General features: G+C 67.0%; 20 protein-coding genes, 1 tRNA gene and 3 pseudogenes. 17 read left to right on the top strand and 7 right to left on the bottom strand.

The genetic code is table 11. From position 1 onward, the window contains the following. Nucleotides 1–2 precede the first annotated feature (2 nt). Nucleotides 3–971, top strand: coding sequence for a glycosyl hydrolase (locus tag QUE79_RS04715; RefSeq protein ID WP_286345661.1), 969 nt, complete (start codon nucleotides 3–5; stop codon nucleotides 969–971). A 43-nt stretch (nucleotides 972–1014) separates the two neighbouring features. Here the strand turns inward: QUE79_RS04715 and QUE79_RS04710 are convergent, their stop codons facing one another. Further along, a complete protein-coding gene (locus tag QUE79_RS04710) occupies nucleotides 1015–3807 on the bottom strand; it encodes an RICIN domain-containing protein (RefSeq protein ID WP_286345660.1) in 2793 nt (930 codons plus the stop codon). Nucleotides 3808–4069: 262 nt separating this feature from the next. On the opposite strand from QUE79_RS04710, the gene QUE79_RS04705 reads away from it, so the two are divergent. Continuing rightward, nucleotides 4070–5107 (top strand): LacI family DNA-binding transcriptional regulator, encoded by a 1038-nt coding sequence (locus QUE79_RS04705; protein ID WP_286345659.1) that lies wholly within the window; start codon nucleotides 4070–4072, stop codon nucleotides 5105–5107. A gap of 138 nt (nucleotides 5108–5245) precedes the next feature. On the opposite strand, the gene QUE79_RS04700 is transcribed toward QUE79_RS04705, so the two are convergent. Continuing rightward, entirely contained in the window at nucleotides 5246–5761 is a 516-nt protein-coding gene (locus QUE79_RS04700; protein ID WP_286345658.1) for a glyoxalase superfamily protein, read from the bottom strand. 218 nt (nucleotides 5762–5979) lie between these two features. After that, nucleotides 5980–7116 carry an FAD-dependent oxidoreductase gene (locus tag QUE79_RS04695; RefSeq protein ID WP_286345657.1) on the bottom strand — a complete coding sequence of 379 codons (1137 nt, stop codon included), beginning with the start codon at nucleotides 7114–7116 and terminating at the stop codon, nucleotides 5980–5982. Between the two features lie 113 nt (nucleotides 7117–7229). Here QUE79_RS04695 and QUE79_RS04690 point away from each other — a divergent pair, with 113 nt between their 5' ends. Next, nucleotides 7230–7835: a TetR/AcrR family transcriptional regulator gene (locus QUE79_RS04690; RefSeq protein ID WP_286345656.1), complete on the top strand. Its 606-nt coding sequence runs from the start codon at nucleotides 7230–7232 to the stop codon at nucleotides 7833–7835. A 145-nt stretch (nucleotides 7836–7980) separates the two neighbouring features. Here the strand turns inward: QUE79_RS04690 and QUE79_RS04685 are convergent, their stop codons facing one another. Continuing rightward, complete coding sequence (locus QUE79_RS04685; RefSeq protein ID WP_286345655.1) at nucleotides 7981–8970, bottom strand: hypothetical protein; 990 nt, start codon at nucleotides 8968–8970, stop codon at nucleotides 7981–7983. Nucleotides 8971–9198: 228 nt separating this feature from the next. Further along, entirely contained in the window at nucleotides 9199–9627 is a 429-nt protein-coding gene (locus QUE79_RS04680; protein ID WP_286345654.1) for an SRPBCC domain-containing protein, read from the bottom strand. Between the two features lie 136 nt (nucleotides 9628–9763). Here QUE79_RS04680 and QUE79_RS25240 point away from each other — a divergent pair. Then, nucleotides 9764–10000 (top strand): annotated as a pseudogene (locus tag QUE79_RS25240) (helix-turn-helix domain-containing protein); the annotation flags it as partial. A gap of 3 nt (nucleotides 10001–10003) precedes the next feature. Next, entirely contained in the window at nucleotides 10004–10408 is a 405-nt protein-coding gene (locus QUE79_RS04675) for a TetR-like C-terminal domain-containing protein (protein WP_286345653.1), read from the top strand. Between the two features lie 38 nt (nucleotides 10409–10446). Here the strand turns inward: QUE79_RS04675 and QUE79_RS04670 are convergent, their stop codons facing one another. After that, complete coding sequence (locus QUE79_RS04670) at nucleotides 10447–11835, bottom strand: dihydrolipoyl dehydrogenase family protein (RefSeq protein WP_350271635.1); 1389 nt, start codon at nucleotides 11833–11835, stop codon at nucleotides 10447–10449. A gap of 72 nt (nucleotides 11836–11907) precedes the next feature. On the opposite strand from QUE79_RS04670, the gene QUE79_RS25235 reads away from it, so the two are divergent. The 4 genes from QUE79_RS25235 (at nucleotide 11908) to QUE79_RS04660 (ending at nucleotide 15913) form a co-directional block, all read left to right on the top strand. Beyond that, complete coding sequence (locus tag QUE79_RS25235; protein WP_350271634.1) at nucleotides 11908–12579, top strand: cupin domain-containing protein; 672 nt, start codon at nucleotides 11908–11910, stop codon at nucleotides 12577–12579. Then, a complete protein-coding gene (locus QUE79_RS25230) occupies nucleotides 12480–12851 on the top strand; it encodes a helix-turn-helix transcriptional regulator (RefSeq protein ID WP_350271633.1) in 372 nt (123 codons plus the stop codon). Before QUE79_RS25235 ends, QUE79_RS25230 begins: the two co-directional genes overlap by 100 nt. A gap of 271 nt (nucleotides 12852–13122) precedes the next feature. Continuing rightward, nucleotides 13123–15261 (top strand): MMPL family transporter, encoded by a 2139-nt coding sequence (locus QUE79_RS04665; RefSeq protein WP_286345651.1) that lies wholly within the window; start codon nucleotides 13123–13125, stop codon nucleotides 15259–15261. Nucleotides 15262–15397: 136 nt separating this feature from the next. Next, nucleotides 15398–15913: a MarR family winged helix-turn-helix transcriptional regulator gene (locus QUE79_RS04660; RefSeq protein ID WP_286345650.1), complete on the top strand. Its 516-nt coding sequence runs from the start codon at nucleotides 15398–15400 to the stop codon at nucleotides 15911–15913. A gap of 190 nt (nucleotides 15914–16103) precedes the next feature. Here QUE79_RS04660 and QUE79_RS04655 read toward each other — a convergent pair. Beyond that, a tRNA-Leu gene (locus QUE79_RS04655) sits at nucleotides 16104–16188 on the bottom strand. Nucleotides 16189–16301: 113 nt separating this feature from the next. Here QUE79_RS04655 and QUE79_RS04650 point away from each other — a divergent pair. From QUE79_RS04650 to QUE79_RS25220, 8 genes and pseudogenes are all read left to right on the top strand, one after another. Continuing rightward, the gene (locus QUE79_RS04650; protein WP_286345649.1) at nucleotides 16302–17051 is read left to right on the top strand and encodes an FHA domain-containing protein; all 750 of its coding nucleotides are present in this window, start codon (nucleotides 16302–16304) and stop codon (nucleotides 17049–17051) included. After that, entirely contained in the window at nucleotides 17048–17575 is a 528-nt protein-coding gene (locus QUE79_RS04645) for an FHA domain-containing protein FhaB/FipA (protein ID WP_286345648.1), read from the top strand. The genes QUE79_RS04650 and QUE79_RS04645 overlap by 4 nt, the downstream gene beginning before the upstream one ends. A 4-nt stretch (nucleotides 17576–17579) precedes the next feature. Then, on the top strand, nucleotides 17580–18827 hold the full coding sequence (locus QUE79_RS04640) for a PP2C family protein-serine/threonine phosphatase (protein WP_286345647.1): 1248 nt from the start codon (nucleotides 17580–17582) through the stop codon (nucleotides 18825–18827). Then, a pseudogene (locus QUE79_RS04635) lies at nucleotides 18811–20233 on the top strand (FtsW/RodA/SpoVE family cell cycle protein). Before QUE79_RS04640 ends, QUE79_RS04635 begins: the two are co-directional and overlap by 17 nt. Beyond that, the gene (locus QUE79_RS04630; RefSeq protein WP_286345646.1) at nucleotides 20233–21690 is read left to right on the top strand and encodes a peptidoglycan D,D-transpeptidase FtsI family protein; all 1458 of its coding nucleotides are present in this window, start codon (nucleotides 20233–20235) and stop codon (nucleotides 21688–21690) included. The pseudogene QUE79_RS04635 and the gene QUE79_RS04630 overlap by 1 nt, the downstream one beginning before the upstream one ends. Then, entirely contained in the window at nucleotides 21687–23489 is a 1803-nt protein-coding gene (locus QUE79_RS04625) for a protein kinase domain-containing protein (RefSeq protein ID WP_286345645.1), read from the top strand. The genes QUE79_RS04630 and QUE79_RS04625 overlap by 4 nt, the downstream gene beginning before the upstream one ends. Nucleotides 23490–23656: 167 nt before the next feature. Continuing rightward, nucleotides 23657–24228: pseudogene (locus QUE79_RS25225) on the top strand (protein kinase domain-containing protein); the annotation flags it as partial. Nucleotides 24229–24519: 291 nt separating this feature from the next. Then, nucleotides 24520–25290 carry a PASTA domain-containing protein gene (locus QUE79_RS25220; RefSeq protein ID WP_350271741.1) on the top strand — a complete coding sequence of 257 codons (771 nt, stop codon included), beginning with the start codon at nucleotides 24520–24522 and terminating at the stop codon, nucleotides 25288–25290. Nucleotides 25291–25396: the final 106 nt, after the last annotated feature.

The following is a 25396-nucleotide window of genomic DNA, read 5'->3' as shown; positions in this document are numbered from 1 at the left end:
TGATGATCAACGTCGACATCGAACCCGTCAACCCGCGTGCAACGGCGGAAGCCCGGGCACTGCTCCGAACCCTTCAGGGCGTCTCCGGGCACCTGACGCTGTCCGGTCAGCACAACACTCCGCGCGAACTCTCCCACTACAGCGAGCAGGCGGAAGAGCTGACGGGGCGAGCGCCGGCCGTCTGGGGCCAGGACTTCGGATTCTCCGAGGACGGCGACATGGACGGCGTGATGTACCGGCAGGCCGTCATCGATGAAGCGAAGCGGCAGCACGATTCCGGATCGATCATCACCCTCATGTGGCATGCCGTGCGGCCGACCGAAGACGAACCCGTCACCTTCCTCGGGAGCATCTGCGACGGGATGCTGCCCGAGGCCGACTGGCGCGATCTCCTGACCGAAGGGACCGAGACGCACTCGCGCTGGGTTCGCCAGGTCGACGTGATCGCCGGCTTCCTCGGCCAGCTGCGCGACGCCGGGATCCCGGTCCTCTGGCGGCCTTACCACGAAATGAACGGGAGCTGGTTCTGGTGGGGAGGTCGCGAAGGGGCCGACGGATACGCCGCCCTCTATCGGCAGCTGTACTCCCGACTCGTCGATCACCACGACCTCGACAATCTCGTCTGGGTCTGGAACACCAACGCGCCGCGCGGTGACGCCGCCGCCTACGCGGGCTTCTACCCGGGGCACGACGTCGTCGATGTGCTGGCAGCCGACGTGTACGCCAACGACTACCGCCAGTCGCATCACGACCAGCTCGCTCAGCTGGCGGAGGGCCGACCGATCGCTCTCGGTGAGGCGGGGATCCTGCCGACGCCCGAGATCCTGGAATCGCAGCCGGAGTGGGCCTGGTTCATGACCTGGACCGACTTCCTCACGAAAGAGAACGAGGCCGACGAGGTCCGTCGCCTGTTCGCGGCGCCCCGCGTCGCCAGTCGCGGCGACTACCCGTCGGCCCCCGCCCTCGGCTAGGGCGCGTCTCTCACACGGCCCGCGGTGACACGAGAGACACGCTCTAGCCCTCGAGGCGACGACGTCGCGCAACGAACGCGAACGTGCCGCCGATGGCCAGGAGCAGACCGCCCACCGCCGCCGCGAGCGCCGCGTTCGACCCCGTGAACGCCAGGGATCCGTCAGAGCCGTCGGAGGCCGTCGCGGTCACTCCCGTGGCCGAGTCCGACGGCGCACCGCCCGCGGGCGGCGTGCCCACCGGTGCCGTCGCGGTGACCGCGGGCAGGGTGATGGTGAGGGCTCGGGCAGCTCCCGAGGCACCGGCACCGGGCTGACCGATCGTGAGCTTCTCGACAGCGGGATCCTTCGCGCCGAAGGTGTGCGTGCCGGTCCAGATTCCGTCGGCGGCGGGGACGACCTGCAGGATCCGCCGACCAGAGGAATCGAGGATCGTGACCGCTTGCCCGGGCGCACCGGTTCCGGTGAACGTCACCGTCCTCGACGCCACGTGGGAGCCGTTCGCGGGAGCGGTCACGGCCAGCGCCGGAGGAGCGGGGACCGTGACGGCCGTGAGGCTGAGCGTCTGCTCCGCGACGGTGGGCAGGCCGGCGACCGAGCGGGCGACGGTGTGGTCCCAGGTGCGCGCCGGCGTCGTCTGGGCGCTCGGCTCGGACCCGCCGGACAGGCCCAGGACCAATCCGCTGTAGCGGTTGACGAGGCGCAGGGAACCGGTGGCCTTCCCCGTCTCGGGGGAGGTGTTCGGAACGACGAACCACTGTTGTCCGACCGTCGCCTTGGCCGACGTGGTCGCCGTCGGCGCGGTTCCCCACGCTCGACTGGTCGTGGAGGTCGAGTTCACTCCCAGCAGCTGACCCGTCGACGCGTTCGCGATCGTGTAGGCGCCGTCCCCCGTTGCCGAGAACGTCCAGGCGGTCAGTGACGAGTCGACGCCCGCGGCCGACGTGGTGCTCGACGTGCCGGCGACCTGGGAGAGGAGCTGGCCCGCCGCGCTGCCGATCGTGTACGTCTTGCGCGTGTCGACGGGTGCGGCAGGCGAGGACGAACCGATCGTGATGTTGGCGTACTCGGAGTCGGACCCGTTGGAGCAGCCGAAGGAGCAGTACGAGCGGAACGTCTTGCCGACGATGCTCGTGCTCGTGGCGTTGGCCGGATCGAGGAACCACCGGTACCAGGAGGCGGTGTGATACGAGCCCGTGTCGCCGAGGAGGTGCCACTTCTGGGTCGCGAGGTTGTCGGTGGCGTAGTACTCCTGCGGCGCGTCGCCGCTCTGGTCGGGGTTCTGCGCTTCGCCGATGTAGAGGCCCAGGTAGGCGTTGTAGGTGACGTCCATCACGAACAGCGGTGACGTGGCCGGCATCGTCCCGGCCGCGATCTGCTGCGCCGCCGTTCCCGCGTTGGCGGGGTCGTACTCGTCCGCCGGAGCGGTGTAACCGGTGCTGTCGGCGGAGCTCGTCGGCACGATGTTGCTCTCCAACCCCTTCAGGCCGGGCTGGGACCACGCGCCGCCGTACCACTTCTGCCACGATCCTGCGGCCATCTTGTCGGCGATCGGCGCGCGGGCGACGTGCTCGTAGAACGCCTTCCAGCTTCCCGTCTTGTCGACGATCCGCGAGCCGTAGAACATGTAGAAGTACCCGGATGCCGCGTCGACGTAGAGCCTCGGGTCGCCGTCTCCGTAGTCGTAGGTCTGCTGCGGGAAGGTCGCGGTGTCGCCTCGCTCGGTCGAATAGGGCGTCGTGACGACCTGGTTCTTGATCTTCCACGTCTTGCCCTGGTCGGTGGAGACCGCGTAGTCGATGGCGTCGTAGTGAAGGCCGTCGCCGAAGGGCTGCGGCGTGAACTCGTTGTGCACCAACCCGTACCAGTCGCCGGTGTCGGGATCGACCCACATCTGCGTCAGGTCGCAGTAGTTCCGCTGCGCGTAGTTGGACCCCGCGGGGGCGAACGTCGACGTCAGGCCGGTCGGGCTGTTGTTGCACCGAGAGGTGGTGTCGCTGTTCTTGTCGGCCGGATCAGCCGGATCGACCGCGTCGTCGATCGCCGTGGCGGGCTTCGCGTCGTCCAGCGTGGTGCCGGTGTAGAAGGTCCAGTGGCGAGGGTCCGTCGCGCCGTAGAGGGCGTCGGCCTGCTCGTAGTGGAAGGTGCCGTCTTTGTCGGTGAACAGGCTCGCGGGCGTGTCGTCGGGGTTGGACCAGGTCCCCAGCGAACCCACCGAGACGGGGTCGTCGGCCGGCGGCGGAGTCGTGACGGGCGCGGGAGTCGTGTCGCCGGTGGCCAGCACCCGCAGCTCGGAGGCGGAGGCGTTGTCGCTGCCGTTGACGGCGCTGTCGGCCTCGAACTTCACGTAGCGGGCCTTCACCGGGCTGCCGAACAGAGCCGTCTGCACCTGCGTGTTGCTGGTCGGCTGCACGAACGACCCCGTGGCGACCGCCGCGCCCCAGTCGGCCTTCGGGTTCGTCGCGATGGACTCGTCGTTCGTGGCGAACACCGAGAAGTCTTTCACCGGGCCGTTCGACTGGTCCTTGACGGAGTAGTCGAGGCCGGTGAGGGTGAAGCTGCCACCGACGTCGAAGGTGATCCAGTGCGGCATGGGTTCGGCGACGCCGACTCCGTTCTGCACCGTGTAGGCGACGGTCCACTGGGAGCCGTAGTCGTCGTCGAAGGCCCCCGCCGCGGTCCCGTCGAGGGCGGGCGGAGCCGGATACGCAGGCGACTGGGAGTCGGCGCCGATCAGCGAGTACTGCGCCGGCGTGATCGGGGTGCCGCCGGCCTCGGGGGCGGCGAGGGCGGGGACCGCCCCGCTCGCCGTCGCCGCGGCGACCACCAGGACGCCCACGCTCAGTCGAGCCGTCCATCCGAGGTGCTTGGCGAAAGGACGGGAGGGGGTGTTTCCGTGAGAAGCATCGGAGGACCTAACGGCGTCGTCGGGGAAGGAGCTCGAGAGAATGGACCCATCGTAACCACTTTGGCATCGATAACAATCACCCCGGCGCAATTAAGTCGCATTCGAGGTGTGGCCTGATCCTGAAAGACTGCGCTCGGGGAAACCGAGATGTTTTCGGTATCATTCACGGGTGCGACAAGAAGATGGAGCGGCCGTGGCCGTTCGCCCAGTGGCAGGCGTCGAGCGTCTTCCCGCCATGACCGACGTGGCGCGCCGCGCGGGAGTGTCGCCGCAGACCGTCTCGAGGGCGCTCAGCAATCATCCGAACGTCCAGCCCGCGACCAGGGCGAAAGTGCTCGCCGCCGTCGAAGAGCTCGGCTACCGGCGCAACAACGCCGCCCGTGCGCTGAAATCGGGGCGGAGCCGGATCCTCGGCATCGTGAACCTGAAGACCAGCTTCTTCTCGCGAACCGCCGTGACGTTCGGCATCGAAGGGTCGGCCAGGAAGGCTGGCTACTCGGTCCGGACCGCCACCACCGCATCGCTCGACGCCCCGGCCGTCGAACGCGCCCTCCTGCAGCTCGCCGACGAGGGGGTCGAAGGCATCGTCCTCGCGATCCCGCTGATCCAGGCGACCGAGACCATCCGCGAGCTGACGCGGGCCATCCCCACGGTGACGATCGACGGCTCGCGGACCTCCTCCACCGAGGTCGTCGCCGTCGACCAGGAGCGGGCCGCGCGGCTGGCGACCGAACACCTCCTCTCCCTCGGGCACCGGACCGTGTGGCACGTGTCCGGGCCGGCCCTCTGGAGCGACGCCGCAGGGCGATCCAGGGGCTGGCGGGCCGCTCTCGACGAGGCCGGCGCGGAAGCTCCGCCCGAGCTCCACGGAGACTGGTCGCCCGAGTCGGGGTACCGGAACGGCCTGATCCTCGGGCGGATCCCCGAGGTGACCGCCGTGTTCGTCTCCAGCGACGAGATGGCTTTCGGCGTGATCCGCGCCCTTCACGAACTCGGGCGACGGATCCCCGACGAGGTCTCCGTGGTCGGCACCGACAACATCGCGCTGGCCGAGTACTGCTCCCCCTCGTTGACGACCGTCGACCAGCCGTTCGCCGAGATCGGCGCCCTGGCCGTTCAGCACCTGCTGCGGCTCATCACCGATCCGACGGCTGAGCCGGCCCCGATGACCATCGAGCCCCGGCTGATCGTCCGGGCCAGCACCGCACCGCCGCCCGCCTCCGCTCAGTAGTCAGGCACTCCTCCGGCTCGGTGTGATCGATCTCATCCGAAGCGCCGGCGGTTGTCGGGGGTCGACTGGCCGCGCTCGAGAGGCTCGATCACCCGGGCTGGCAGAAATGGAGCCGATTGGAGAAGGGGTCGATCACCGTCAGGGTCGGACCCCCGGCGCAGAGCGATCGACGCCGGGCCGCGAGTGGGCGTTGCGCTTGCCGATGAGTTCGACGTGCAGCGCTTCGACGTCGCGCACGGGAATCCACACGGCGCTGCCCGGCGTGCCGTCACCGTAGTGCTCCGACAGGTCGATGACGACGCCGGACCGGGCGAGGCGAGCGTAGAGCGGCAGCTCGGGCTCGAAACGGTGCTCCCACTGCACCGCGAACCCCAGGTACTCGACGTAGAAGTCGTAGGCCGTGGCGTGGTCCTGGATCCGGATCACGGGCACCGGGCTGCCCCAGTCCGGTGGCCGTTGCGAGTCGAGTCGGTGCTGCGAGTCGAGGTGCTGTTGCGAGTCGAGCCGGCTGGCTGCCGTGTTCCAGTCGGCGTAGCCGAGCTGGTGCGCGACGATCTCGAGCGCCTGGCCGTGGCTGATGTCGTGCGACCTGCGCTGCAGGTCTTCGCGAAGCACTCGCGCTGAGCGCTTGGCTTCGTCGATCGTGAGTGGCATGAGGATCTCCTGGAGTCGACGGTGTCGAAAGATCAGTGCCTGCATTGCTGAGCGACACCTCGCTCTGAGAGAGACGACGTTCGAAACGATGTGTTCACCCAACCGGAACCGGCGCAGGCGGCAGGTCACACCAAACCGCTCCTAGCTCAGCACCGCCTCCGCCCGGCGTCAAGAGGTCGAGCGCCAGCGTTCTGTGTTCGTGCCTGTCGGCGACCCGATCATCTGAGTTCGGCTATCCGGAGCGCGAGCGCCCGCCGCACCTGCGGCACTCGCAACGCGGTGGAGACGGCCACGTTGCGGACCGCTCGCATCGGGGCGGATTCGACCGTTGCGGCTCTCGTCATCCTGTCGGTCAGCGAGACCACCGAGCGTGCGACGGGACGGCGACGCCCCTCGTATCCGTCGAGCCCCTCAGGATCCGGATCGTTCGCCAGCGCGCGGCCAAGGGTGCCGGCGAGGTCGACGGCGTCCTGGATTCCGGTGTTCATGCCCTGACCACCGGCAGGGCTGTGCACGTGAGCCGCATCGCCGGCGAGGACGACGGGTCCTGCCCGATAGGCGGTTGCAAGCCGGTGATGGACGCGAAAGCGAGAACTCCACGTGACCTCCCGCACCGTGGTCGCCCCGGGCCCGCGCGCGTCCAGCAGGCCCGCGATGTCTGCGAGGTCCGGATGCTCCGGCGCGGTTTCGACGGTGGCGACCACTCGATGGTGGCCGCCGGGCAGGGGCGCCACGACGACGAGCCCCTGGGGCGAGAAGAAGAGTTGCACCTCGTCGCGAGCAAGCGGCCAGTCCATCAGGACGTCAGCGAGCACGAACGACTGCTCGTATCGTGCGCCGGGGAAGTCGATCCCCTGGCTCTGACGGACGATGCTGTTCGCGCCGTCCGACCCGATGACGAAGGTCGAGTCGATCCGCCGGGTGCTGCCGTCGTCAGCGATTGCGACGACCTGGGCTCCGGCCGTGGTCGCTGCCACGTCGGTCACGCGGAGCCCGCGGTGGACCTCGCCTCCCAGCTCTCGCAGCCGTCCCGTCAGGATCGCTTCGGTCCGCGACTGGGGCAGCATGACGGTGAACGGATAGGGCGTCGGGAGGATCCGAAAATCGAGGCGACCGAGGATCCTGCCGCCGTCGCGCACCGTGAACTCCGGCACGCGGACCCCTTCTTCGACGATCGGCGCGGTCACACCGAGAGGCTCCAGGACTTCGAGGGTGCGGGGGTGGATGACGGCCGCGCGTGACGTGTTCGCGCCTTCCGCAGCCGCGTCGATCACGATCACGTCGATCCCGCGGGCACGCAGGGCACAGGCGGCGGTCAGCCCGGCCGGGCCCGCGCCGACGATGACCACGTCCACTTCACTTCTCGCTGACATGACGCTCCATTCCGCGGCCGATGCTTTCGGTCAACAAACGTTGACCCTACGCTTCTCGATCCGTTGGGTCAACGATCGTTGAATAGAATGGAGGAATGACCGATTCCACGTCGCGGGCGCAGCAGAAGGCCAGGACGGCAGGCCTCATCCTCGAGGTCGCGCGTCACCGTTTCGCTTCGGACGGATACGACGGGACGTCGATCCGCGCCATCGCGGCCGAGGCGGGCATCGACGCGGCTCTCGTGATGCGCTACTTCGGCAGCAAGGACGGGCTCTTCTCCGCCGCCACCGAGATCGATCTGGAGATGTCCGACTTCAGCGACACACCCCGGCAGGATCTCGGCGCCGCCCTGGCGCAGCACTTCGTGGAGCGGTGGGAGGCCACCGACACCGGGGTTCCCCTGCGGATTCTCCTGACCGCCGCACCGAAAGACACCGCCGCTGCCGAAAAGATGAAAACGGTCTTCGAGCAGCAACTCCTTCCCGTCATCGCCCACGCCGTCCCCGGGGATTCGAACGGGGACGCCGTGCCGGCGAAGAGGGCCGCCCTCATCGCGTCACACGTCCTCGGATTCGCGTTCTGCCGCTACGTGCTGAAGCTGCCGGCAATCGTCGCGATGGACGAGGCCGAGGCCACGACCTGGCTCGGTCCCGCCATTCAGCGGTGCCTGGAGGGCGGCATAGCGCCTCTCCGCCGATGAGGCTCAGCCACCCGCGAGGTCGCGCCGGGCCCTTTCAGCCCGGTGGCCCTCTCCTCCACCCGTCCGGCGAACCGGAAGCAAAAGCCGTTGCCCGGGTTGGCGGTGACGACGACGTCGTAGTAGGCCCACTCGTCCAGACTCGTGTTCAGGCGGCCAGCGGGTCGAGATCAGCTGTGTGCTCTCGGACGTACCGGCGGGCTCGACCGATGCGGACCACCTGAAGAGGAAAGATGACGGCCAGGATCGCCACAAGGAAGACGATGATGATGATCGAGAAGCTGTCGCCGAAGCCCTCGCGCAACGTGTTGATCTGCTGGAGCAGGATTCCTGCGTAGAGGAGAACGAGATAGGCCAGCTGGAACGACATCGTGATCGAGATGACGGCCGCATACCGAGCCGCGGCGGTCAGATCCTCCGGCTCCAGATCAATCGGCTTCTTGCGAATGACGACTTTGGCGATGCGTCGAAGCCTCGACGGATCCCTGTCAGTGACATCGCGGAGCCTTCGATTCCATCGCAAGGTGGAGAAAATGGCGACAGCGCCGGCCATGATGCACGCGAAAGACAGGGCGAAGAGGAGGAGCTGCGACAAACTCAGGCTGCGTGGAGCAAAATCGTTCACCACACCAAGGCCGATGAGTCCCAGAGCAAGCACTCCGACGAACGTGATCGCGACCACCACGATCTTCCGCCGAACCTGCGTCGGCTCGATCGCCACCCACTCCTGATGTGGCCTCGGGTGGGCCCGGTCGTACCGATAGACGATCGGCCCGACCAGCAACGCAATGACCGTCAACACAGCACCGGTGCCGATGAAGACGACAGGAATCAGAGGACCGCTTGACGTCACGATGGCACAGGCGACCGTGCAGACCGCAGCAATGGCTTCGAGACCAAGAACAACCAAGACGATGCGACGAAAATAACGTCCGGATTCGAGCGACCCGGCGACGTCCCACGAGGCACGGAACGACCCGACGGTCAACGGCCCATAAACGAACGGAATCATCGCCAGGGACTGAACGAAGATCCAACCGGGATCTTGCAGATCACTCTGGAGGACGAGGAGGGTTACTCCGCCCATCAAGAGCCCTGTGGCCAACAAGATGGTGACGATGAACGCTGCGATGCGCATGAGCCGCCTTTCGGGTAAGCGGTGAATTCCGCTCAGCTTGGCACAACGACCACGGCCGCCCCAAGGCCCCGTCGACCGTCACCGGCTCCACTCCGAGCCGAACGACGTCACCCCGATCGAGGTCGAACCGGCGTATCACGCTGACTTCGAATCAACCCGGCCCGCACCCCGCCCGACCAGGCCCCACTCTCGGGACCTGACCCGGCCCGACTCAGTCGGTCGCCTGTTTCAGGCGTTCTCCGCCCGTGCCGCGAGTGCTGCGTTCATGGCGGCGAATCCGGCGTCCGTGTTCTTCAAGAGACTGCGGAAGAGCGGCACGAGGATGCCGGTGAACGTTTCGGATTGGGTGAAGCGACAGGTGGTCTCGGAGGTCGGCTCCACCAGAAGGCTGTGAGCGCCGTCGAAGACACCGGGCAGGATCAGTCGGCCGAGCCAGGCGAGTCGACGGCCGGGTTCGACGGCGGTGACCGTGGGCGTGAATGTCTGCGGTTTGCTTCCGGGAGGCGTGATGCGGACGGTGATCTTGGAGCCGACGACCACGTTGCCCGTGATCTTCATGAAGGGATTCCACTCCGGATACGCGGCGGTGTCCTGGAGGATCTCCCACACGGTGTCGGCGGTGGCGGTGATCTGGGTCGCCCGGGTGACGGTCGCCATGGGGTCCTTTCGCTGCTGACGATGACGTCAGACGTGGTGTGTCGGCTCGGGCCCATCGATTGACGGACTGCGGAACCCGAGACAGGTTGTGCGACACGGTGTCGCTTTAGTGGAGTGTGTCAAACTGCGAGGCACGATGCAACACGGACGCATCCTGTCCGTTCCGGGAGGCGATATGGACCCTGTCAGGCGAGGCGGGGCGGGCGATGGGAAGCGACCCGGTGGCCGGAGCGCCCGGGTCAGCGCCTCCGTCCAATCGGCGGTCCTCGAGATGCTGGTCACGGTGGGATACACCCGCTTGTCGATGGATGCGGTAGCCGAGCGCGCCGGGGTTCACAGAGCCACGCTCTATCGGCGTTTTCCGAACAAGGCTGCGATGATCGCGTCCACCCTGTCGCAGCTGACCGACGAGGTCATCCCGATCCCGGACACCGGCTCCCTGGAAAGCGACCTCTCTCTTCTCGTCGTCGCCGTGTTGGAGAACCTGCGAGGCGTCGGCGGGGGAATCATCCGCGCGTTCGTGGGCGAAGCCTCACGCGAACCCGAGGTCGAAGCAGCGGGCCGGGCCCTGTGGGAGTACCGACTCGGGCTCGCCGCGGCCGTCGTCCGCCGGGGCAGCGCGCGCGGCGAACTCCCCGACGACACCGATCCCGACGCGTTCGTGGAAGAACTCGTCGCACCAATCTTCTTCCGGGCGCTCATCACGGGGAAAGAGGTCGACGCCGACTACGCCCGAGCCCGCGTCCTGAGGCAAATCGACCTCGCCAGGTCGGCCTCGTGAGCCGCCGGGCGCGTTCGTTTGCCTCGCTCCGGTGAGGGTCAGCTGATGACCTTATCGAAGACTTCGTTAAGCGCTTCGGTGGAGCTGGGGTGGGTGTAGATCGAGTTCCGCAACTGCGTGGCGGTGATGCCATGGCGGACGGCGAGGGAAACGAGATTGATGATCTCCTGCGCGTCAATACTCAACAAGGCGGCACCAAGAATCGTGTCGGTGTCCGCGTCGACGATGAATTTCATCAGCCCTCGCGTCTCCTCCACGGTGTAGGCGCGAGGCATCGCGACGATGTCCGCGACGTTCTCGCGCGAGACGGTGATGTTCAGGCCTTGCGCACGTGCCTCCGTTTCGGTGAGACCGACCGTGGCAAGGGGAGGTGTGATGAAGAGGGTGTGCGGCACAGCCACACGGTCCGAGACACGCCGCGTGCCCTCACCGAGGAGCTGGTCGAGCACGATGCGCGCATCGTCGAGAGAGACGTAGGTGAACTGCGGCCCACCGTTGACGTCACCCAGAGCGAAGATGTGTGGCTGAGTGGTGCGCAACTGGTCGTCGACCTTCACGGCACCACGCTGTGTGACCTCGATTCCTGCGGCGGCGAGGTCCAGGTTGTCGATTGCGGGTCGACGGCCGGTGGCCGGGAGGATCGCGTCGGCGGCGACCTCGAACGTGCGCCCGTCCTTCTCGTAGGAGATAACGGCTCCGTTTTCGTTGTCTCGAACGGCGATAACCCGAGCGGCCGTAACGAGTTCGATGCCGTCCCCCTCCAGGATGCCGGTGACGGCATCGGCGATGTCGGGGTCTTCGCGGGCCAAGAACCGGTCGCCGGCTTCGAGCACGGTGACGTCCGTGCCGAAGTGGCGGTAGATGTCGGCGAACTCGAGGCCGAGATAGCCGCCGCCGATGATCACGAGTCGGCTCGGAAGCCGATCCTTCTGGATGAGGTCGGTGCCTGAGACCAGGTGGGCGCTCTCGGCCAGACCGGGAAGAGCTGGGAGGAGTGGTTCGGATCCCGTGTTGATCAGGACGGTGGTCGCGGTGACGGTGATCGCGTCGCGGCCTTCGCCGACGACGACGCTGTGGTCGTCGAGGAAGCGCGCGGTGCCCGTCAGCACGACGGCGCCGTTCTGACCGTTGAGACTGTCGAAGTTTCCAGCCCGGAACGCGCTCGTCAGCGCCTTCACGCCTGCGACGGACTGGGCGAAGAACTCTTGCTTGTCGTCTTCCAGGCGGCGCGCGCTCGAGTAGTGGACCAGCATCTTCGAGGGTACGCAGCCCACATTCGGGCAGGTCCCGCCGTACATGTTCTCGTCCTGTTCCACCAGGATGATGCGCTTGCCTGCCTCGGCGAGCACGTGAGCGGCCGTCTTGCCGCCCTTGCCGAAACCGATGACGACGACATCGGCCGTCAGAGAGTGTGAATTTGTAGTCATGCAACGAGCGTCCCAGTCTTGAATCAATCCGAATAGACTTCTTTGAGTCTGTTTTCTGCGCGAAAGGATCACATGGACGCGATCAGCAAAGTATTGCGCGATGCCCAACTCGAAGCCGTTCTCGAGCGACACTGCCGACTCGGCGCAAGTACGCGGATGGACATCGTCGGACCCGGCACGAAGCGAATACCGTTCCACGTCCTCCTCGAGGGCGAGTGTCTGCTCGTCGTGAACGGCCGAGAACTGCATCTGACGGCGGGCGACGTCGTCATCATCCCCAGCGGCGCCGCCCATCGGATCGTCACCGCCGGTCCTGCGCCGCTGACCGGCACCTCGGAAAAGACGGGAACGAACTTCGTCTCCACCACCAGCGTCGGCGGTGGCCCTCCGGTGATCGATCTGTTCTGCGGCTTCTACACCGCCGGGCCGGGAGCCGGCGCGATCCTCGCGCACAGCCTCCCCGACCCGTTGCAGGTGTCCCTCGGCGACACCGGACCCGATGCCGACTTCCTCACCAACCTCAGCAATCTGCTGCGGGGGAAGCCCTCCACGAGGGACGGGGAACATCGGCGATCCTCTCTGCCCTCTGCACTGCCCTGCTGGCTGTCGTGCTCCGAACCCACCCCACGACTGCCTCGGGCACCATGCTCTGGACAGCCGTTCGCGACCCCGACATCGCCCGGACCGTCACGGACATCCTCGATGATCCGGGCTCCAACTGGACACTCGCACGGGCATCGCTGAACGCCACGACGTCACGCGCAACCTTCATGCGCCGATTCCAACGCGAGACAGGCATGACTTTCGGAGCTTTCCTGGTGCAGGCCAGGCTCTCGGCGGCCGCGGTGCTGCTCCGAGGCACCTCGCACGGCTCCGTCGCAGACGTCGCAGCGCAAGTCGGCTACCAGTCAGAATCCGCCTTCAGCCGAGCGTTCCGGAATGTCGTGGGCACGACACCGGGAGCATTTCGCCGGGAAGGTGTCGGCGCTCTTCGCGGCCTTGGCCACCGCGATTGAATCGCTCAAAGATCCGTGATCGGCGGGCAGCCCTTCCCGAGCCCCAGTCCAAAACGAGCCACGGACCAACGTGAGGGAGACCCGTCAATGGAAGAAATCGACCCTGACGACTAGGACGATGGCACCGGGAGCGTCAATGGTCTGAGAGGGGAAGTTCGCTTGACGCAACCCGGGGTTTACGTGATACAACATGCATGTCATGACACGTAAATGCCGAAAGGGGCAGCCGATGCCACAACTGACCAGGCGAATCACCCGCCATCCACGCTTGGTGCTTGCCATCTGGCTCATCGTGCTGGCTGCCGGCGCGCTTCTCGCCACGCAGCTCGACGGCGCCCTCTCCGGAGGAGGTTTCACCAATCCTCGCGCCGAAGCGCTCGTCACCCAGAAGGTCGTCCAGAAGGCGTTCGGCGACGCGCCGAACCAAGTTGTCGTGGTCCTCGACGGGGACAAGACGCTGACCGATCCCGACTACGGGTCCGCGACGAATATCCTGCGAAGCGCTGGCGCCACGACGATCACGACCCCCGTCGACAACTCGGCATTCGTCTCCCGAAGCGGTCACACCGCCGTCATCACCGCAGGATTCGACGGCGACGGCACCAGCGCCCAGAACCTCGTGCCCGGCCTTCAAAGCAAGCTCTCCGCCGATGGTTCGGCGAAGAACGTCTACGTCACCGGTCAGCCCGCCTTGGACTTCCAGCTCAACGCACACTCCAAGGAGGACGCCACCCGAGCCGAGCTCATTGTCTTCCCGCTGCTGATCATGGTTCTGCTCGTCGTCTTCGGGACAGTCGTGGCGACGGTGCTGCCGCTTCTCGTTGCAGGTTCGGCCCTCGCAATCGCCAGCGGAATCGGCTTTCTGGCCACTCACGTGACCGACATCTCGAACCTCTACTCCAACATCGTCTCGATGATCGGCCTCGCCGTCGCCGTCGACTACTCGCTCTTCATCATCAAGCGATTCCGAGAAGAACTCGACCGCGGCGAGACCCCGGCCGACGCCGTGGTGACCGCGATGCAGACCGCCGGAAAGTCGGTGCTGTACAGCGGCATCGCCGTCGTCCTTGCCCTCGCCGCGTTGTTCATCCCACGCGTGATGGCGTTCACGAGCATTGCCCTCGGCGGCATCGTGGTCACGATCGTCGCCCTCGCCGTCACGGTCCTGGTTCTGCCCGCAGGACTCGTGCTTCTCGGGGATCGCGTCAACCGCCTCCGCATCCCTCTCCCCGCCCGCCGCGAGAAGCGCACGACACCGCACCGCCACCCCCGCCACCCCGGCCTCATCGGCCTTGCCGGCATCATCGTCATGCTCGCCGTCGCCACACCGATTCTGGGGATCTCTCTCCAGTCTCCGGTCGCGAGCGCAACGGTCCTTCCGGCCAACGACCCCGCGCGCATCGGCCTCGAGGTCATCAAGAAGGACATCGGCCAGGAAGGCCTCTTCCCCATCGACGTCATCCTCACCAGCCACGGCAATTCGACAAGCACCCAGGTTCTGACGTTGGCGAACAAAGCCACCGAGTTTCTCACGAAAGAACCCGGCGTGAACTCAGTCGACTCCGTCACCACACGGGGAATCCCGACCGAGCAGCTGACAGCCGCCCTCGACGCCGCGACAACCCCGAAGCCCCTCTCTCAGGTGTTTCACCGATCCAACGGGACCACCACCATGCGGCTGCTGGTTACGAGCACGCAGGGTCCCGACTCGGTGCAGGCACACGACCTCGTCCGCACCATTCGCACGGGCCTCCCGGCCGCCCTCGGGACTGGAGCAAGCGTGGCCGTCACCGGCGCGACCGCTCAAGGGCTCGACTTCGACAACACCCTCATCGCTGGCTTCCCCCTCATCGCCGGCGTCGTCCTCCTGTTGACGTTCCTCATGCTCGCGTTCGCCTTCCGATCGGCACTCCTGCCCGCGCTCGCGCTGCTGTTCAACGTCCTCGTCGTCGCCGCAAGCCTCGGGCTGCTTACCGCGGTCCAGCACGCCGTCTCGACGCAGCCGCTGAACTCCGTGACGCCGATCCTGCTGTTCGCCGTGATGTTCGGCCTCAGCATGGACTACATGGTCATCATGATCTCCCGCATGCGCGAGGCGCACCGGGGCGGGCTGGCTTACGACGCGGCCGTCCTCGACGGGGCGCGCCGAACCCGGCGGATGATCAACAGCGCCGCCGTCATCATGATTGCTGTCTTCTGCTCCTTCATGACCGGGCAGATCGGCATCGTTCGCGAAATCGGTATCGGCCTCGCCATCGCCGTCGCCCTCGACGCCGTCGTCATTCGAATCATCGTCATGCCGAACATCCTCCGAGCCATCGGCCCGCGAGCATTCGGCGCCAAGCGGGGCACGACAGAGACGGCCTCCGAAGACGCAGTCCTTCCCGGCCCGGAAGTTGTCGAGGTGTGACGCACAGCGTCCAGTCAGGGCGTCTCGACACCGGAAACGCCGCGGCGTTCCCCGTTGCGGGGTTTCTCTCTGCAGCACGCTCACCTGAGAAGATAGGGACCGAAGCGCTTCCGGCCCTCGTCGAACTGGAACCCACATGCCCCCCGCCGCCAAAACAGAACCAAACCCCGCCGCGACCGGACTCGCCCCGTCGGAGCTGCGCTACCTCGTCCTCGCCGCCCAGCGCGAAGGCAACCGCGCACTGAACCGACAACTGAGCAGCTATGGCCTCACCGCCAGCCAGTTCGAGATCATCCTGGTCCTCGACGAGTACGGCCCCATCACCCTCAAGGAACTCGGCGAACTCATCGTCTGCGAAACGTCAAGCCCGAGCCGCATCATCGACACCCTCGTCCGCCGCAGACTCGTGCAGCGCGCCACGGACGGGCAGGACCGACGAGCCGTGTCCCTTCTGCTCAGCGACGAAGGCGAAGACCTCGTTCCGAAGCTACGCCGGATCGACGAGGCAATCGACGACGGGGCGCGTGACGCCTTGAACAGCGACGACATTCGGGGCCTCGTCGGTGCGCTCCGCACCTACCTCACAGGAAGTGAAAGCGGCGACGTCCTCGACCGCCGCTTCCTCAACCGCCGGGAACAACTCGGCGAGTAGTCGGCGCCCACGTCCAACGGCGACCTCCCAGGTCGCACGGACGGCGAAAAGGAGGGCTCTGCACCGAAGAAGGACGGAAAGCGTGCCGAGAATTCCCACGGAAAAGAAAGCCGGCCCGAAAAGGCCGGCCTTCTTTTTGCTGTACGAGTCTCGCTAACCAAATGACCTGGTTGAGCGAAAATCCCCTTGCTGGTGCGCGAGGGGGAGTTGAACCCCACGCCCTTTCGGGCACACGGACCTGAACCGTGCGCGTCTGCCTATTCCGCCACTCGCGCCAGCGTTGGCCGCTCGGGCCAACCTGAAAACGATAGCATGCAGCGGCAGCTACTCTTGCACGGGCTAGCATCGGTGGCTCTGCGCCCTTTCCGTGCAACCGACCTGGAGACCCATGGGACTGCTCGACAATTTCGAACGACGTCTGGAGCGTGCCGTCAACGGCGCGTTCTCCAAGACGTTCCGTTCGGGTGTGCAGCCGCTCGAGATCACCAGCGCGCTGCGCCACGAGCTCGATGTCAAGGCCGCCGTCGTGAGCCGCGACCGGATCCTCGTCCCCAACGACTTCCGCGTCAATCTGGCCGAGGCCGACTATGCGCGGATGAACGAGATGGGCGGCGCTCTCATCGACGAGCTGACCCAGCTGGTCAAGAATCACGCGGCCGCCCAGAGCTATTCCTTCGCCGGTCCGGTGCGTGTGGCCCTCGATGCAGACCCTGCCCTCTCGGTCGGGATCCTGCGCATCACATCGGCCAACGTGCGCGAAGACGACGTCGTCTGGACGGGTGTCGTCGAGGTCGACGGCCGGCGCCACACGCTCCGCAAGGGCCGCACGGTCATCGGCCGCGGCAGCGAGGCGGACATCACCGTCCAAGACACCGGGACGTCGCGCAAGCATGTCGAGATCCTGTGGGACGGCACCCGCGCGCAGGCCACCGACCTCGGCTCGACGAACGGTTCGAAGCTCGACGGCGTGCCGCTCTCGAAGGCTGCGCTGGCACCCGACTCGTTTATCCAAATCGGTCGAACGCGTATCGTGTTCCGAGTGCTTCCCGTGTCGACGTCCTCGAACAGCCCCGCCGACCCCCGGCGCGACGGCTCGTCCGCCCGCGACGACAGGCGTGATGGAGGTGCCCTCCGGTGACCAGTGAGCTGACCCTTCTCGTCCTCCGGCTCGCGTTCATCGTGATCCTGTGGCTCTTCATCTTCTTCATCGTCTACGCCCTCCGCAGCGACCTCTTCGGCCAGCGGGCCAAGCGACTCCCCAACGACCAGCAGCCCGCGGCGCCCCAGCAGGCGCAGTCGGCGCCGGCTCCCGCGCAGGCTCCGCGTCAGGCGGCACCCGCCGCTCCGCGGGCCCCGGCCGGCGCGAACGACGTCCCCTCGCGACTCGTCATCACGAAGGGTGCCAAGAACGGCCTCGAGATGCCGCTCGGCGACGGCCCGCTCACGATCGGCCGCTCGAACGAGAGCAACCTGATCATCCGCGACGACTACACCTCGACCCACCACGCCCGACTCATGCTCTGGAACGGCCGCTGGGTGATCCAAGATCTCGATTCGACCAACGGCACGTTCTTGAACGGCACGCGAGTGACCGTCCCGACGCCCGTTCCGACGAACGCCACGGTCACCATCGGCACGACGAGCTTCGAGCTGCGGCGGTAACCGGGTGGCGTCGTCGATCAAGAGCTCTGCCCTGTCGAACGTTGGCAAGATCCGTGCCAACAATCAAGACTCCGGGTACGCGGGCAACAACCTGTTCGTCGTGGCCGACGGAATGGGCGGGCACGCGGGCGGCGACGTCGCCTCGGCGATCGCGATTCGCAGGATCCGCGAGACCGACAAGACCTACACCTCTCCTGGCGATGCCGAGTTCGCTCTGCAGTCGTCACTGATCGCCGCCAACCAGCTCCTGGCCGAGACCGTGTTCGAGCACCAGGAGCTCACCGGGATGGGCACCACCGTCAGCGCGATGATGCGCGTCGGGAACAGCATGGCCATCGCTCACATCGGCGACTCGCGCATCTACCTCTATCGCGACGGCGAGCTCAGCCAGATCACGGCAGACCACACGTTCGTCCAGCGGCTGGTCGATTCGGGCAGGATCACGCCGGAGGAGGCAGCGGTCCACCCGCGGCGCTCCGTCCTGATGCGCGTGCTCGGCGACGTCGACGCCGCTCCCGAGATCGACACCGCGATCCTGGGCACGCAGCCGGGCGACCGCTGGCTGATCTGCTCCGACGGGCTCTCCAGCTATCTCGCCGAAGACCGCATCCGCAAGGCCCTCGCCTCCGGGCTCGACGCCGACGCGGTCGGTCGCCGGCTCGTCAAGGAGACGCTCGATCACGGTGCCCCCGACAACGTCACCGTGGTGGTGGTGGACGTCGACGAGAGCGAGACGAGCTCCGCCGAGGTGCCGACCACGGTCGGCTCGGCCGCCGCGCCCCTCACGTTCGAAGGGCAGGAGGGGCGTCGCCCGCTGCGCCTCCCCACGATCCTGCTGCACCCCCTCAAGGTCGCGACCACCCCCGAAGACAGCCACTTCGAACCCGAGTCCGACGAGTACCTGGCCGAGCTGATCGCCGAAGACCGGCGCCGCGCCCATCGCCGCCGCATCACCTGGCTGGTGGCCCTGGTCGTCGCGATCCTGCTCGTCGCCGGTGGCGTGTTCACGACCTACCGCTGGACGCAGGATCACTACTACGTCGGCCAGCAAGACGGCACCGTCGTCATCTACAAGGGCGTCCAGCAGAGCCTCGGGCCGATCGCCCTCTCGAGCGTGTACGAAACCACGACGGTCTCCGTCACCGATCTCTCGAACTACAACCGCCAGAACGTGAAAGACACGATCAACGCCGGCAGTCTGAAAGACGCGCGGGCCATCGTCGAGAGGCTTGCCGATGCCAGCAGCCAGTGACGCGACCGAGGCGATCGGCAAGCCCTCCAACCAGGGCTTCTCGGCCTCCAACCTGACGCAGACCATCACGATCCGCTTGCGCCAGCCCGCACGCCTGCGCAACATCGAGCTGGCGCTGCTCGTCGTCGCCTGCGGCATCTGCGCCGCGGCGATGATCCTCGTGCAGCTCGGCGCGCTCGGCAAGATCGAGACCGGCGTGCTCTGGGGCGGCTCGAGCATCCTGGGCCTCGCCCTGATCATGCACATCGTCCTGCGGGTCGTGGCTCGAGAGGCCGATCCGTTCATCCTCCCCATCGGGCTGACGCTCAACGGCCTGGGCATCGCCGAGATCTACCGCATCGACCTCGCGCGGGGTGTGGCCGTGTCGTCGGGAGCGGGTGTCCGCCAGATCATCTGGACGATCGCGGCGCTCATCATCGCGATCGCCGTCCTCCTCGTCATCCGCAACTATCGGGTCCTCGCCCGCTACCGCTACATCGCGATGTTCGTGTCGATCGTCTTCCTCTTGCTTCCGCTCGTGCCCGGGCTGGGTCGCACGGGCCTGAACGCCCGGGTCTGGATCGACATCGGTCCGCTCGGCTTCCAGCCGGGTGAGATCGCCAAGATCACGCTGGCCATCTTCTTCGCCGGCTACCTCGTCCAGGCGCGCGACAGCCTGTCGCTCATGGGTCCGAAGATCCTCGGCATGCGGTTCCCGCGGCCGCGCGACCTCGGGCCGATCCTGGTCATCTGGGCCGTCGCGATGGTCGTCCTCATCTTCGAGCGCGACCTCGGGACCTCGCTCCTCTACTTCGGCCTCTTCCTCGTGATGATCTACGTGGCCACCGGCAAGGGCAGCTGGGTCGTCCTCGGCATGGTGCTGTTCGTCGGCGGCGCCATCGTCGCGTCCGTCTCCCTGTCGTACGTGCACGGCCGCTTCGAGGCGTGGCTGAACCCGCTCGCCAGCTCGACCTACAACGCCCAGGGCGGAAGCTATCAGCTCGTAACCGGTCTGTTCGGTTTCGCCAACGGCGGCCTGATCGGCACCGGACTCGGCCAGGAAGCCCGCAGACGACCCCGCTGGCTCAGAGCGACTACATCATCGCCTCACTCGGTGAAGAGCTGGGGCTCGCCGGCCTCGTCGCGATCCTGGGCCTCTATCTCCTGCTCGTCTCTCGCGGATTCCGGATCGGTTTCGTCGGTCAGGACGACTTCGGCAAGATGCTCGGCGTCGGCCTCGCCTTCGTCATCGCCCTGCAGGTCTTCGTGGTGATGGGCGGCGTGACCCGCGTCATCCCACTGACCGGTCTGACCATGCCGTTCCTGGCGGCCGGAGGATCCTCCTCCTGTCGAACTGGATCATCGTCGCGCTCCTGCTCCGCCTTTCAGACGGCGTTCGGAATCAACCGAGGATCGTGGTCGGCTGATGAACAAAGAACTCAAGCGCGTCAGCATCGTGGTCCTCGCCATGTTCGTGGCCCTCCTCGTCTCCAGCACCTACATCACCGGCGTCCAGGCCGACTCGCTGCGGGCCGACTCGCGCAACTCGCGGGCCATCCTCGAGAGCTACTCCGCCCAGCGAGGAGCGATCATCGTCGACGGGAAGGCCGTCGCCGAGTCGAAGGCCGTCGACGACCAGTACAAATTCCTGCGCACCTACTCCGACGGCGACCTGTATTCGCCGATCACGGGGTACTTCACGCTCGGTCAGGGGGCGACCGGCATCGAGAACGCGCTCAACAAGCAGCTCACCGGCAGTTCGAACGAGCAGTTCTTCGACAAGCTCAACTCCCTGCTCACAGGGAAGGACCCCGAGGGCGCCTCGGTCAACACCACGATCGACGCCGCCGTTCAGAAGACCGCCTACGACGCTCTCGGCGACAACACGGGCTCGGTGGTCGCCATCGAACCGTCGACCGGCAAGATCCTGGCCATGGTGTCGAAGGGCTCGTACGACCCCAACCAGTTGGCGAGCCACGATCCGGCCACGGTGAAGAAGGCGTACGACTCTCTCATCAACGACTCCTCGCAGCCGCTCATCAACCGGGCCATCCAGGGCAACCTGTACTTCCCCGGCTCCACGTTCAAGCTCGTGGTGGCGGCCGCCGCCTTCGAGAGCGGCGACTACACGAAAGACAGCAAGCTGCCGAACCCCGCGACCCTGAAGCTTCCCGGCTCGAGCCACACGATCAACAACGCCGAGGGCGGCGCCTGCGGTGGCGGCTCGACGGTCACCATCGAGACCGCCCTGATCGACTCGTGCAACATCCCGTTCGCCGAGCTGGGCGCCAAGCTCGGCTACGACGAGATCAACGACATGGCGAAGAAGTTCGGCTTCGAGTCCACGCTCGACATCCCGCAGCGGACCGAGGCGAGCGTGTTCCCGTCGACGGACGGCGACGAGGCGACCCTCATGCTGCAGTCGTTCGGCCAGGGAAGCGTCCGCGAGAGCCCACTGCAGGTCGCCATGACCACGGCTGCCATCGCCAACGGAGGCAAAGAGATGACACCCACGCTCGTCGAGAGCATCGTGAACCCCGACCTGTCGACCCTGGAGAAGTTCCAGGGCAAGACGCTCGGCACGCCGATCAGCGAGAGCACGGCGTCGACGCTCACCACCCTGATGACCGAGGTCGTCGCCAAGGGCACCGGAACCAATGCAAGAATTAGTGGCGTCGACGTGGCGGGCAAGACAGGGACGGCCGAGAACGGCACCGGAGACCCCTACACTCTGTGGTTCACCGGGTTCGCCCCGGCGAAGAACCCGAAGGTAGCGGTCGCCGTCGTCGTGGGGAACGGCGCGGGCAAGGGTCAGACGCTCGTCGGCAACAGCGTGGCGGCACCAATAGCAAAGCAAGTAATGGAGGCGGTGCTGAACAAATGAGGCCATACAGCGGGCTCACCTTCGGTGGCCGATACGAACTCTCGTCCCGAGTCGCCATCGGCGGCATGGGCGAGGTCTGGCAGGCGACCGACCTGGTCATCGGCCGGACCGTCGCGATCAAGATCCTGAAAGACGAATACCTGGGCGATCCCGGGTTCCTCGAGCGATTCCGCGCCGAGGCCCGGCACGCCGCGCTCGTGAACCACGAGGGCATCGCCAACGTCTTCGACTACGGCGAAGAAGAGGGCAGCGCCTACCTCGTGATGGAGCTGGTGCCCGGCGAAGCCATGTCCACCGTCCTCGAGCGCGACCGGGTCCTCCCGACCGACAAAGTGCTCGACATCGTCGCGCAGACCGCCTCCGCTCTCCAGGCCGCCCACGCGGCGGGCCTCGTGCACCGCGACATCAAGCCGGGCAACCTCCTGATCACGCCCGACGGTCGCGTCAAGATCACCGACTTCGGAATCGCCAGGATCGCCGACCAGGTTCCGCTGACCGCCACCGGCCAGGTGATGGGGACCGTCCAGTACCTGTCGCCCGAGCAGGCGTCCGGGCACCCCGCTTCGCCGTCCACCGACATCTACTCGCTCGGGATCGTCGCCTACGAGGCTCTCGCCGGCCGCCGTCCCTTCACGGGCGAGTCGCAGGTGGCCATCGCGATGGCGCAGATCAACGAGACCCCGCCCGACCTGCCTTCCACGATCCCCGAGCCCGTGCGCAAGCTCGTCTACTCGTGCATCGCCAAGAAGCCCGCCGAGCGTCCCGCGTCGGCCTCCGCCCTGGCTCAGGCGGCCCGCGCGCTGCGCCGCGGCGACGTGGCAGCGGCCACCGCCGCCGTCCCGGCCATCGGCGTCGGAGGCAACGGCGACGCTGCGACGCAGGTCTTCGCGGCGCAGGATTCCACGACTCGGCTCATGCCCGCACCCGACCGTGATCCTGCGCCCACCGCGGCCACCCTCGGCCTGGGCGCCGCCGCCGGCACCGGCCTCGTCGACACTCCGGGCGACGGCGAAGAGACCGAGAAGAAGAAGCGCGGCGCCTGGTTCTGGCCGCTCATCGTCCTCGGCATCATCGTCGTGGTCGGCGGCGCCGTCATCGCGGCGATCGCGCTGACGTCGAACTCGGACGACAACACCACGGCACCGGTCACCAACACGAAGACCTCGAAGTCGAGCACGCCCTCGCAGACGCCGAGCGAGACTCCGTCGGTGACTCCGACCGCGCACACGATCGGCGCGAACGACTACAACGGCAAGACGGTCCAGCAGGCGCAGATGCTGCTCGGCAACCTCGGGTACCGCGTCGACATCGCCAGCAACACGACCGCCGCGACGACAGCCGACCAGGTCGGCAAGGTCTACAAGGTCGACCCGGCCGGCGTCGTGCAGGTCGGTCAGACGATCACCGTCTACGCCTACGGCAACGTCGTGACCGCCGGCAATCCCGCGAGCCCGACCGTCGAGCCCACCGCGATTCCGGCCGACGGGACGACGAGCGCAACCGTCACGATCCCCACCTACACGGGCTGCCCGGTCGGCTACCAGCTCACCAACATCACGTACACGATCACCGGCGGAAAGGACGACTCCGGGCAGACCAGTGCGACCGTCGGAGCCAACACGACGACCGTCAACGTCGTGTCCACCACGCCCGGCACGCTGACCTTCAGCTACGTCGCGGTCTGCGGGTCGGTCAAGTCGCCCGCCTCGCCCGGGGTATCGGTCAAGGTGACGCCCGCCGGCGATCCGTCCGATCCTGCCGGAGACCCCTCCGACGGCTCCACGCCGCCGGCCGAGTGAGTCACAGGGGTTCTCGGGCTGAGGTCCGAGACCCCGATGGTCCCGTCCCGGTACACTGGGGCGGGACCGTGGCATTTGGGAGAACATTCGTGGCTGAAGGCGTGACTGAGGGGATCAGCCTCCTCGCCAACCGATACCAGATCGGTCATCTGATCGGTCATGGCGGCATGGCCAATGTCTACATGGGCACCGACTCGCGGCTCGGCCGCCAGGTGGCCATCAAGCTGATGAAGTCGCAGCTCGCCTCCGACCCCGCTTTCCGCACCCGCTTCCGCCAGGAGGCCCAGGCGGCCGCCCGCATGGCGCACCCCACCATCGTCCGCGTGTTCGACGCCGGCGAAGAGAGCGTTCGCGACGCCCTCGGCAACCAGGTGCTCGTCCCGTACATCGTGATGGAGTACGTCGAGGGGCGCCTCCTCAAAGACATCGTCGCCGAGGGCCCCTCGACCCGAAAGAAGCCGTCCGGGTCACCGAGGGCATCCTGACCGCGCTCGAGTACTCCCACCGCGCCGGCGTCGTCCACCGCGACATCAAGCCGGGCAACGTCATGCTGACGCATGCCGGGCAGGTCAAGGTGATGGACTTCGGCATCGCCCGCGCCGTCTCCGACTCCGCCGCGACCGTGGCGCAGACGACCGCCATCCTCGGCACAGCGCAATACTTCAGTCCCGAGCAGGCCCGCGGTGAGACCGTCGACGCTCGCAGCGACCTCTACTCCACCGGCGTCGTGCTCTTCGAGCTGCTCACCGGGCGCCCGCCGTTCCGCGGCGACTCGCCCGTGGCCGTCGCGTACCAGCACGTCAGCGAGCCTCCCGTGCCTCCGAGCGTCCTGAATCCCGCCGTCTCGCCGGCTCTCGACGCCGTCACCCTGCACGCCCTGGCCAAGAACCGCTTCGACCGATTCCAGAGCGCCTCCGAGTTCCGTGCCGACGTCGTCGACGCCGGCGCGGGCCACCTGCCCGCCCGCCGCCAGCAGGCGCAGCCCGAGACCGTCGCGACGACGCTCTTCGGCGTCAACCCACGCACGGCCATGGGCTCCGAGGCGGCCATCAAAGAGCTCTCCAGCACAGACACCAACCGCCCAGCACGCACCCAGACGAGACCACCCGTCGCGTGGATCTGGGCCGGCATCGTCATGATCGCGATCGTCATCGCGGCCGTCGTGTTCTGGGTCGGCCACCTGTCGCCCGTGATCCTGCCGTCCGCTACCGGCGTCAGTGTTCCGAGCCTCACCTCCGAGACGTACTCGGCGGGTGCAGCGAAACTCACCAAGCTCAAGCTGGTGCCCGAGCGAGTCGACATCACGAGCAACTCGATCGCCGACGGCAAGATCATCAAGACCAGTCCACCTTCCGGCACGAAGGTCGCCGAGCAAGAGACGGTGAGCGTCTACGTCTCGACCGGCCCTGAGACGGTGACCCTGCCCGACGTCTCGGGCCAGACCGCCGACGACGCCTGGAACCAGCTCAGCAACCTCGGGCTCGAGAAGGGCTCCGTCACCCAGCAAGACAGCCCCGACAAGACCGCGGGCACGGTCATCTCGACGAGCCCCGCCATCGGGAAGAGCGTGACCCTGGGCTCGACCGTCAACATCGTCGTGTCGAGCGGCACCGTGGCCGTCCCCGACGTCACCACCAAACCCGTCGCCGACGCCATGACGTCGCTGCAGGCGCTCGGCTTGACCGTGCAGACGGTCGGCGACGACACCTGCACCGGCAACATCGTCAAGTCGCAAGACCTACCCGTTGGCGAGCAGGAGCAGGGCAGCACCATCACGCTGACCGTCTGCACCGGGCAGTAGCGCTGCGGGCAGTAGCGCACCGGGTAGTAGCGCCGCGGGCAATACCGCTGCAGGCAGGACCGCTCCAGGCAGTGGACCTGCGGGCAGTACCGCCCCAGGCAGTACC

The organism is Frondihabitans sucicola, assembly GCF_030296615.1.
In the GTDB taxonomy this organism is placed as follows: Bacteria; Actinomycetota; Actinomycetes; order Actinomycetales; family Microbacteriaceae; genus Frondihabitans; species Frondihabitans sucicola.
The sequence above is the reverse complement of the archived record's forward strand: the minus strand, read 5'-3'. Positions and strand labels throughout refer to the sequence as shown.

What these genes read in the sequence shown, in the direction of transcription:
- QUE79_RS04715 (WP_286345661.1), top strand. Translation starts at nt 3, where the DNA reads ATGATCAACGTCGACATCGAACCCGTCAACCCGCGTGCAACGGCGGAA.
- QUE79_RS04700 (WP_286345658.1), bottom strand. Translation starts at nt 5,761, where the DNA reads ATGCCACTCACGATCGACGAAGCCAAGCGCTCAGCGCGAGTGCTTCGC.
- QUE79_RS04690 (WP_286345656.1), top strand. Translation starts at nt 7,230, where the DNA reads ATGACCGATTCCACGTCGCGGGCGCAGCAGAAGGCCAGGACGGCAGGC.
- QUE79_RS04685 (WP_286345655.1), bottom strand. Translation starts at nt 8,970, where the DNA reads ATGCGCATCGCAGCGTTCATCGTCACCATCTTGTTGGCCACAGGGCTC.
- QUE79_RS04680 (WP_286345654.1), bottom strand. Translation starts at nt 9,627, where the DNA reads ATGGCGACCGTCACCCGGGCGACCCAGATCACCGCCACCGCCGACACC.
- QUE79_RS04675 (WP_286345653.1), top strand. Translation starts at nt 10,004, where the DNA reads ATGATCGCGTCCACCCTGTCGCAGCTGACCGACGAGGTCATCCCGATC.
- QUE79_RS04670 (WP_350271635.1), bottom strand. Translation starts at nt 11,835, where the DNA reads ATGACTACAAATTCACACTCTCTGACGGCCGATGTCGTCGTCATCGGT.
- QUE79_RS25235 (WP_350271634.1), top strand. Translation starts at nt 11,908, where the DNA reads ATGGACGCGATCAGCAAAGTATTGCGCGATGCCCAACTCGAAGCCGTT.
- QUE79_RS25230 (WP_350271633.1), top strand. Translation starts at nt 12,480, where the DNA reads ATGCTCTGGACAGCCGTTCGCGACCCCGACATCGCCCGGACCGTCACG.
- QUE79_RS04660 (WP_286345650.1), top strand. Translation starts at nt 15,398, where the DNA reads ATGCCCCCCGCCGCCAAAACAGAACCAAACCCCGCCGCGACCGGACTC.
- QUE79_RS04650 (WP_286345649.1), top strand. Translation starts at nt 16,302, where the DNA reads ATGGGACTGCTCGACAATTTCGAACGACGTCTGGAGCGTGCCGTCAAC.
- QUE79_RS04630 (WP_286345646.1), top strand. Translation starts at nt 20,233, where the DNA reads ATGAACAAAGAACTCAAGCGCGTCAGCATCGTGGTCCTCGCCATGTTC.
- QUE79_RS04625 (WP_286345645.1), top strand. Translation starts at nt 21,687, where the DNA reads ATGAGGCCATACAGCGGGCTCACCTTCGGTGGCCGATACGAACTCTCG.
- QUE79_RS25220 (WP_350271741.1), top strand. Translation starts at nt 24,520, where the DNA reads ATGGGCTCCGAGGCGGCCATCAAAGAGCTCTCCAGCACAGACACCAAC.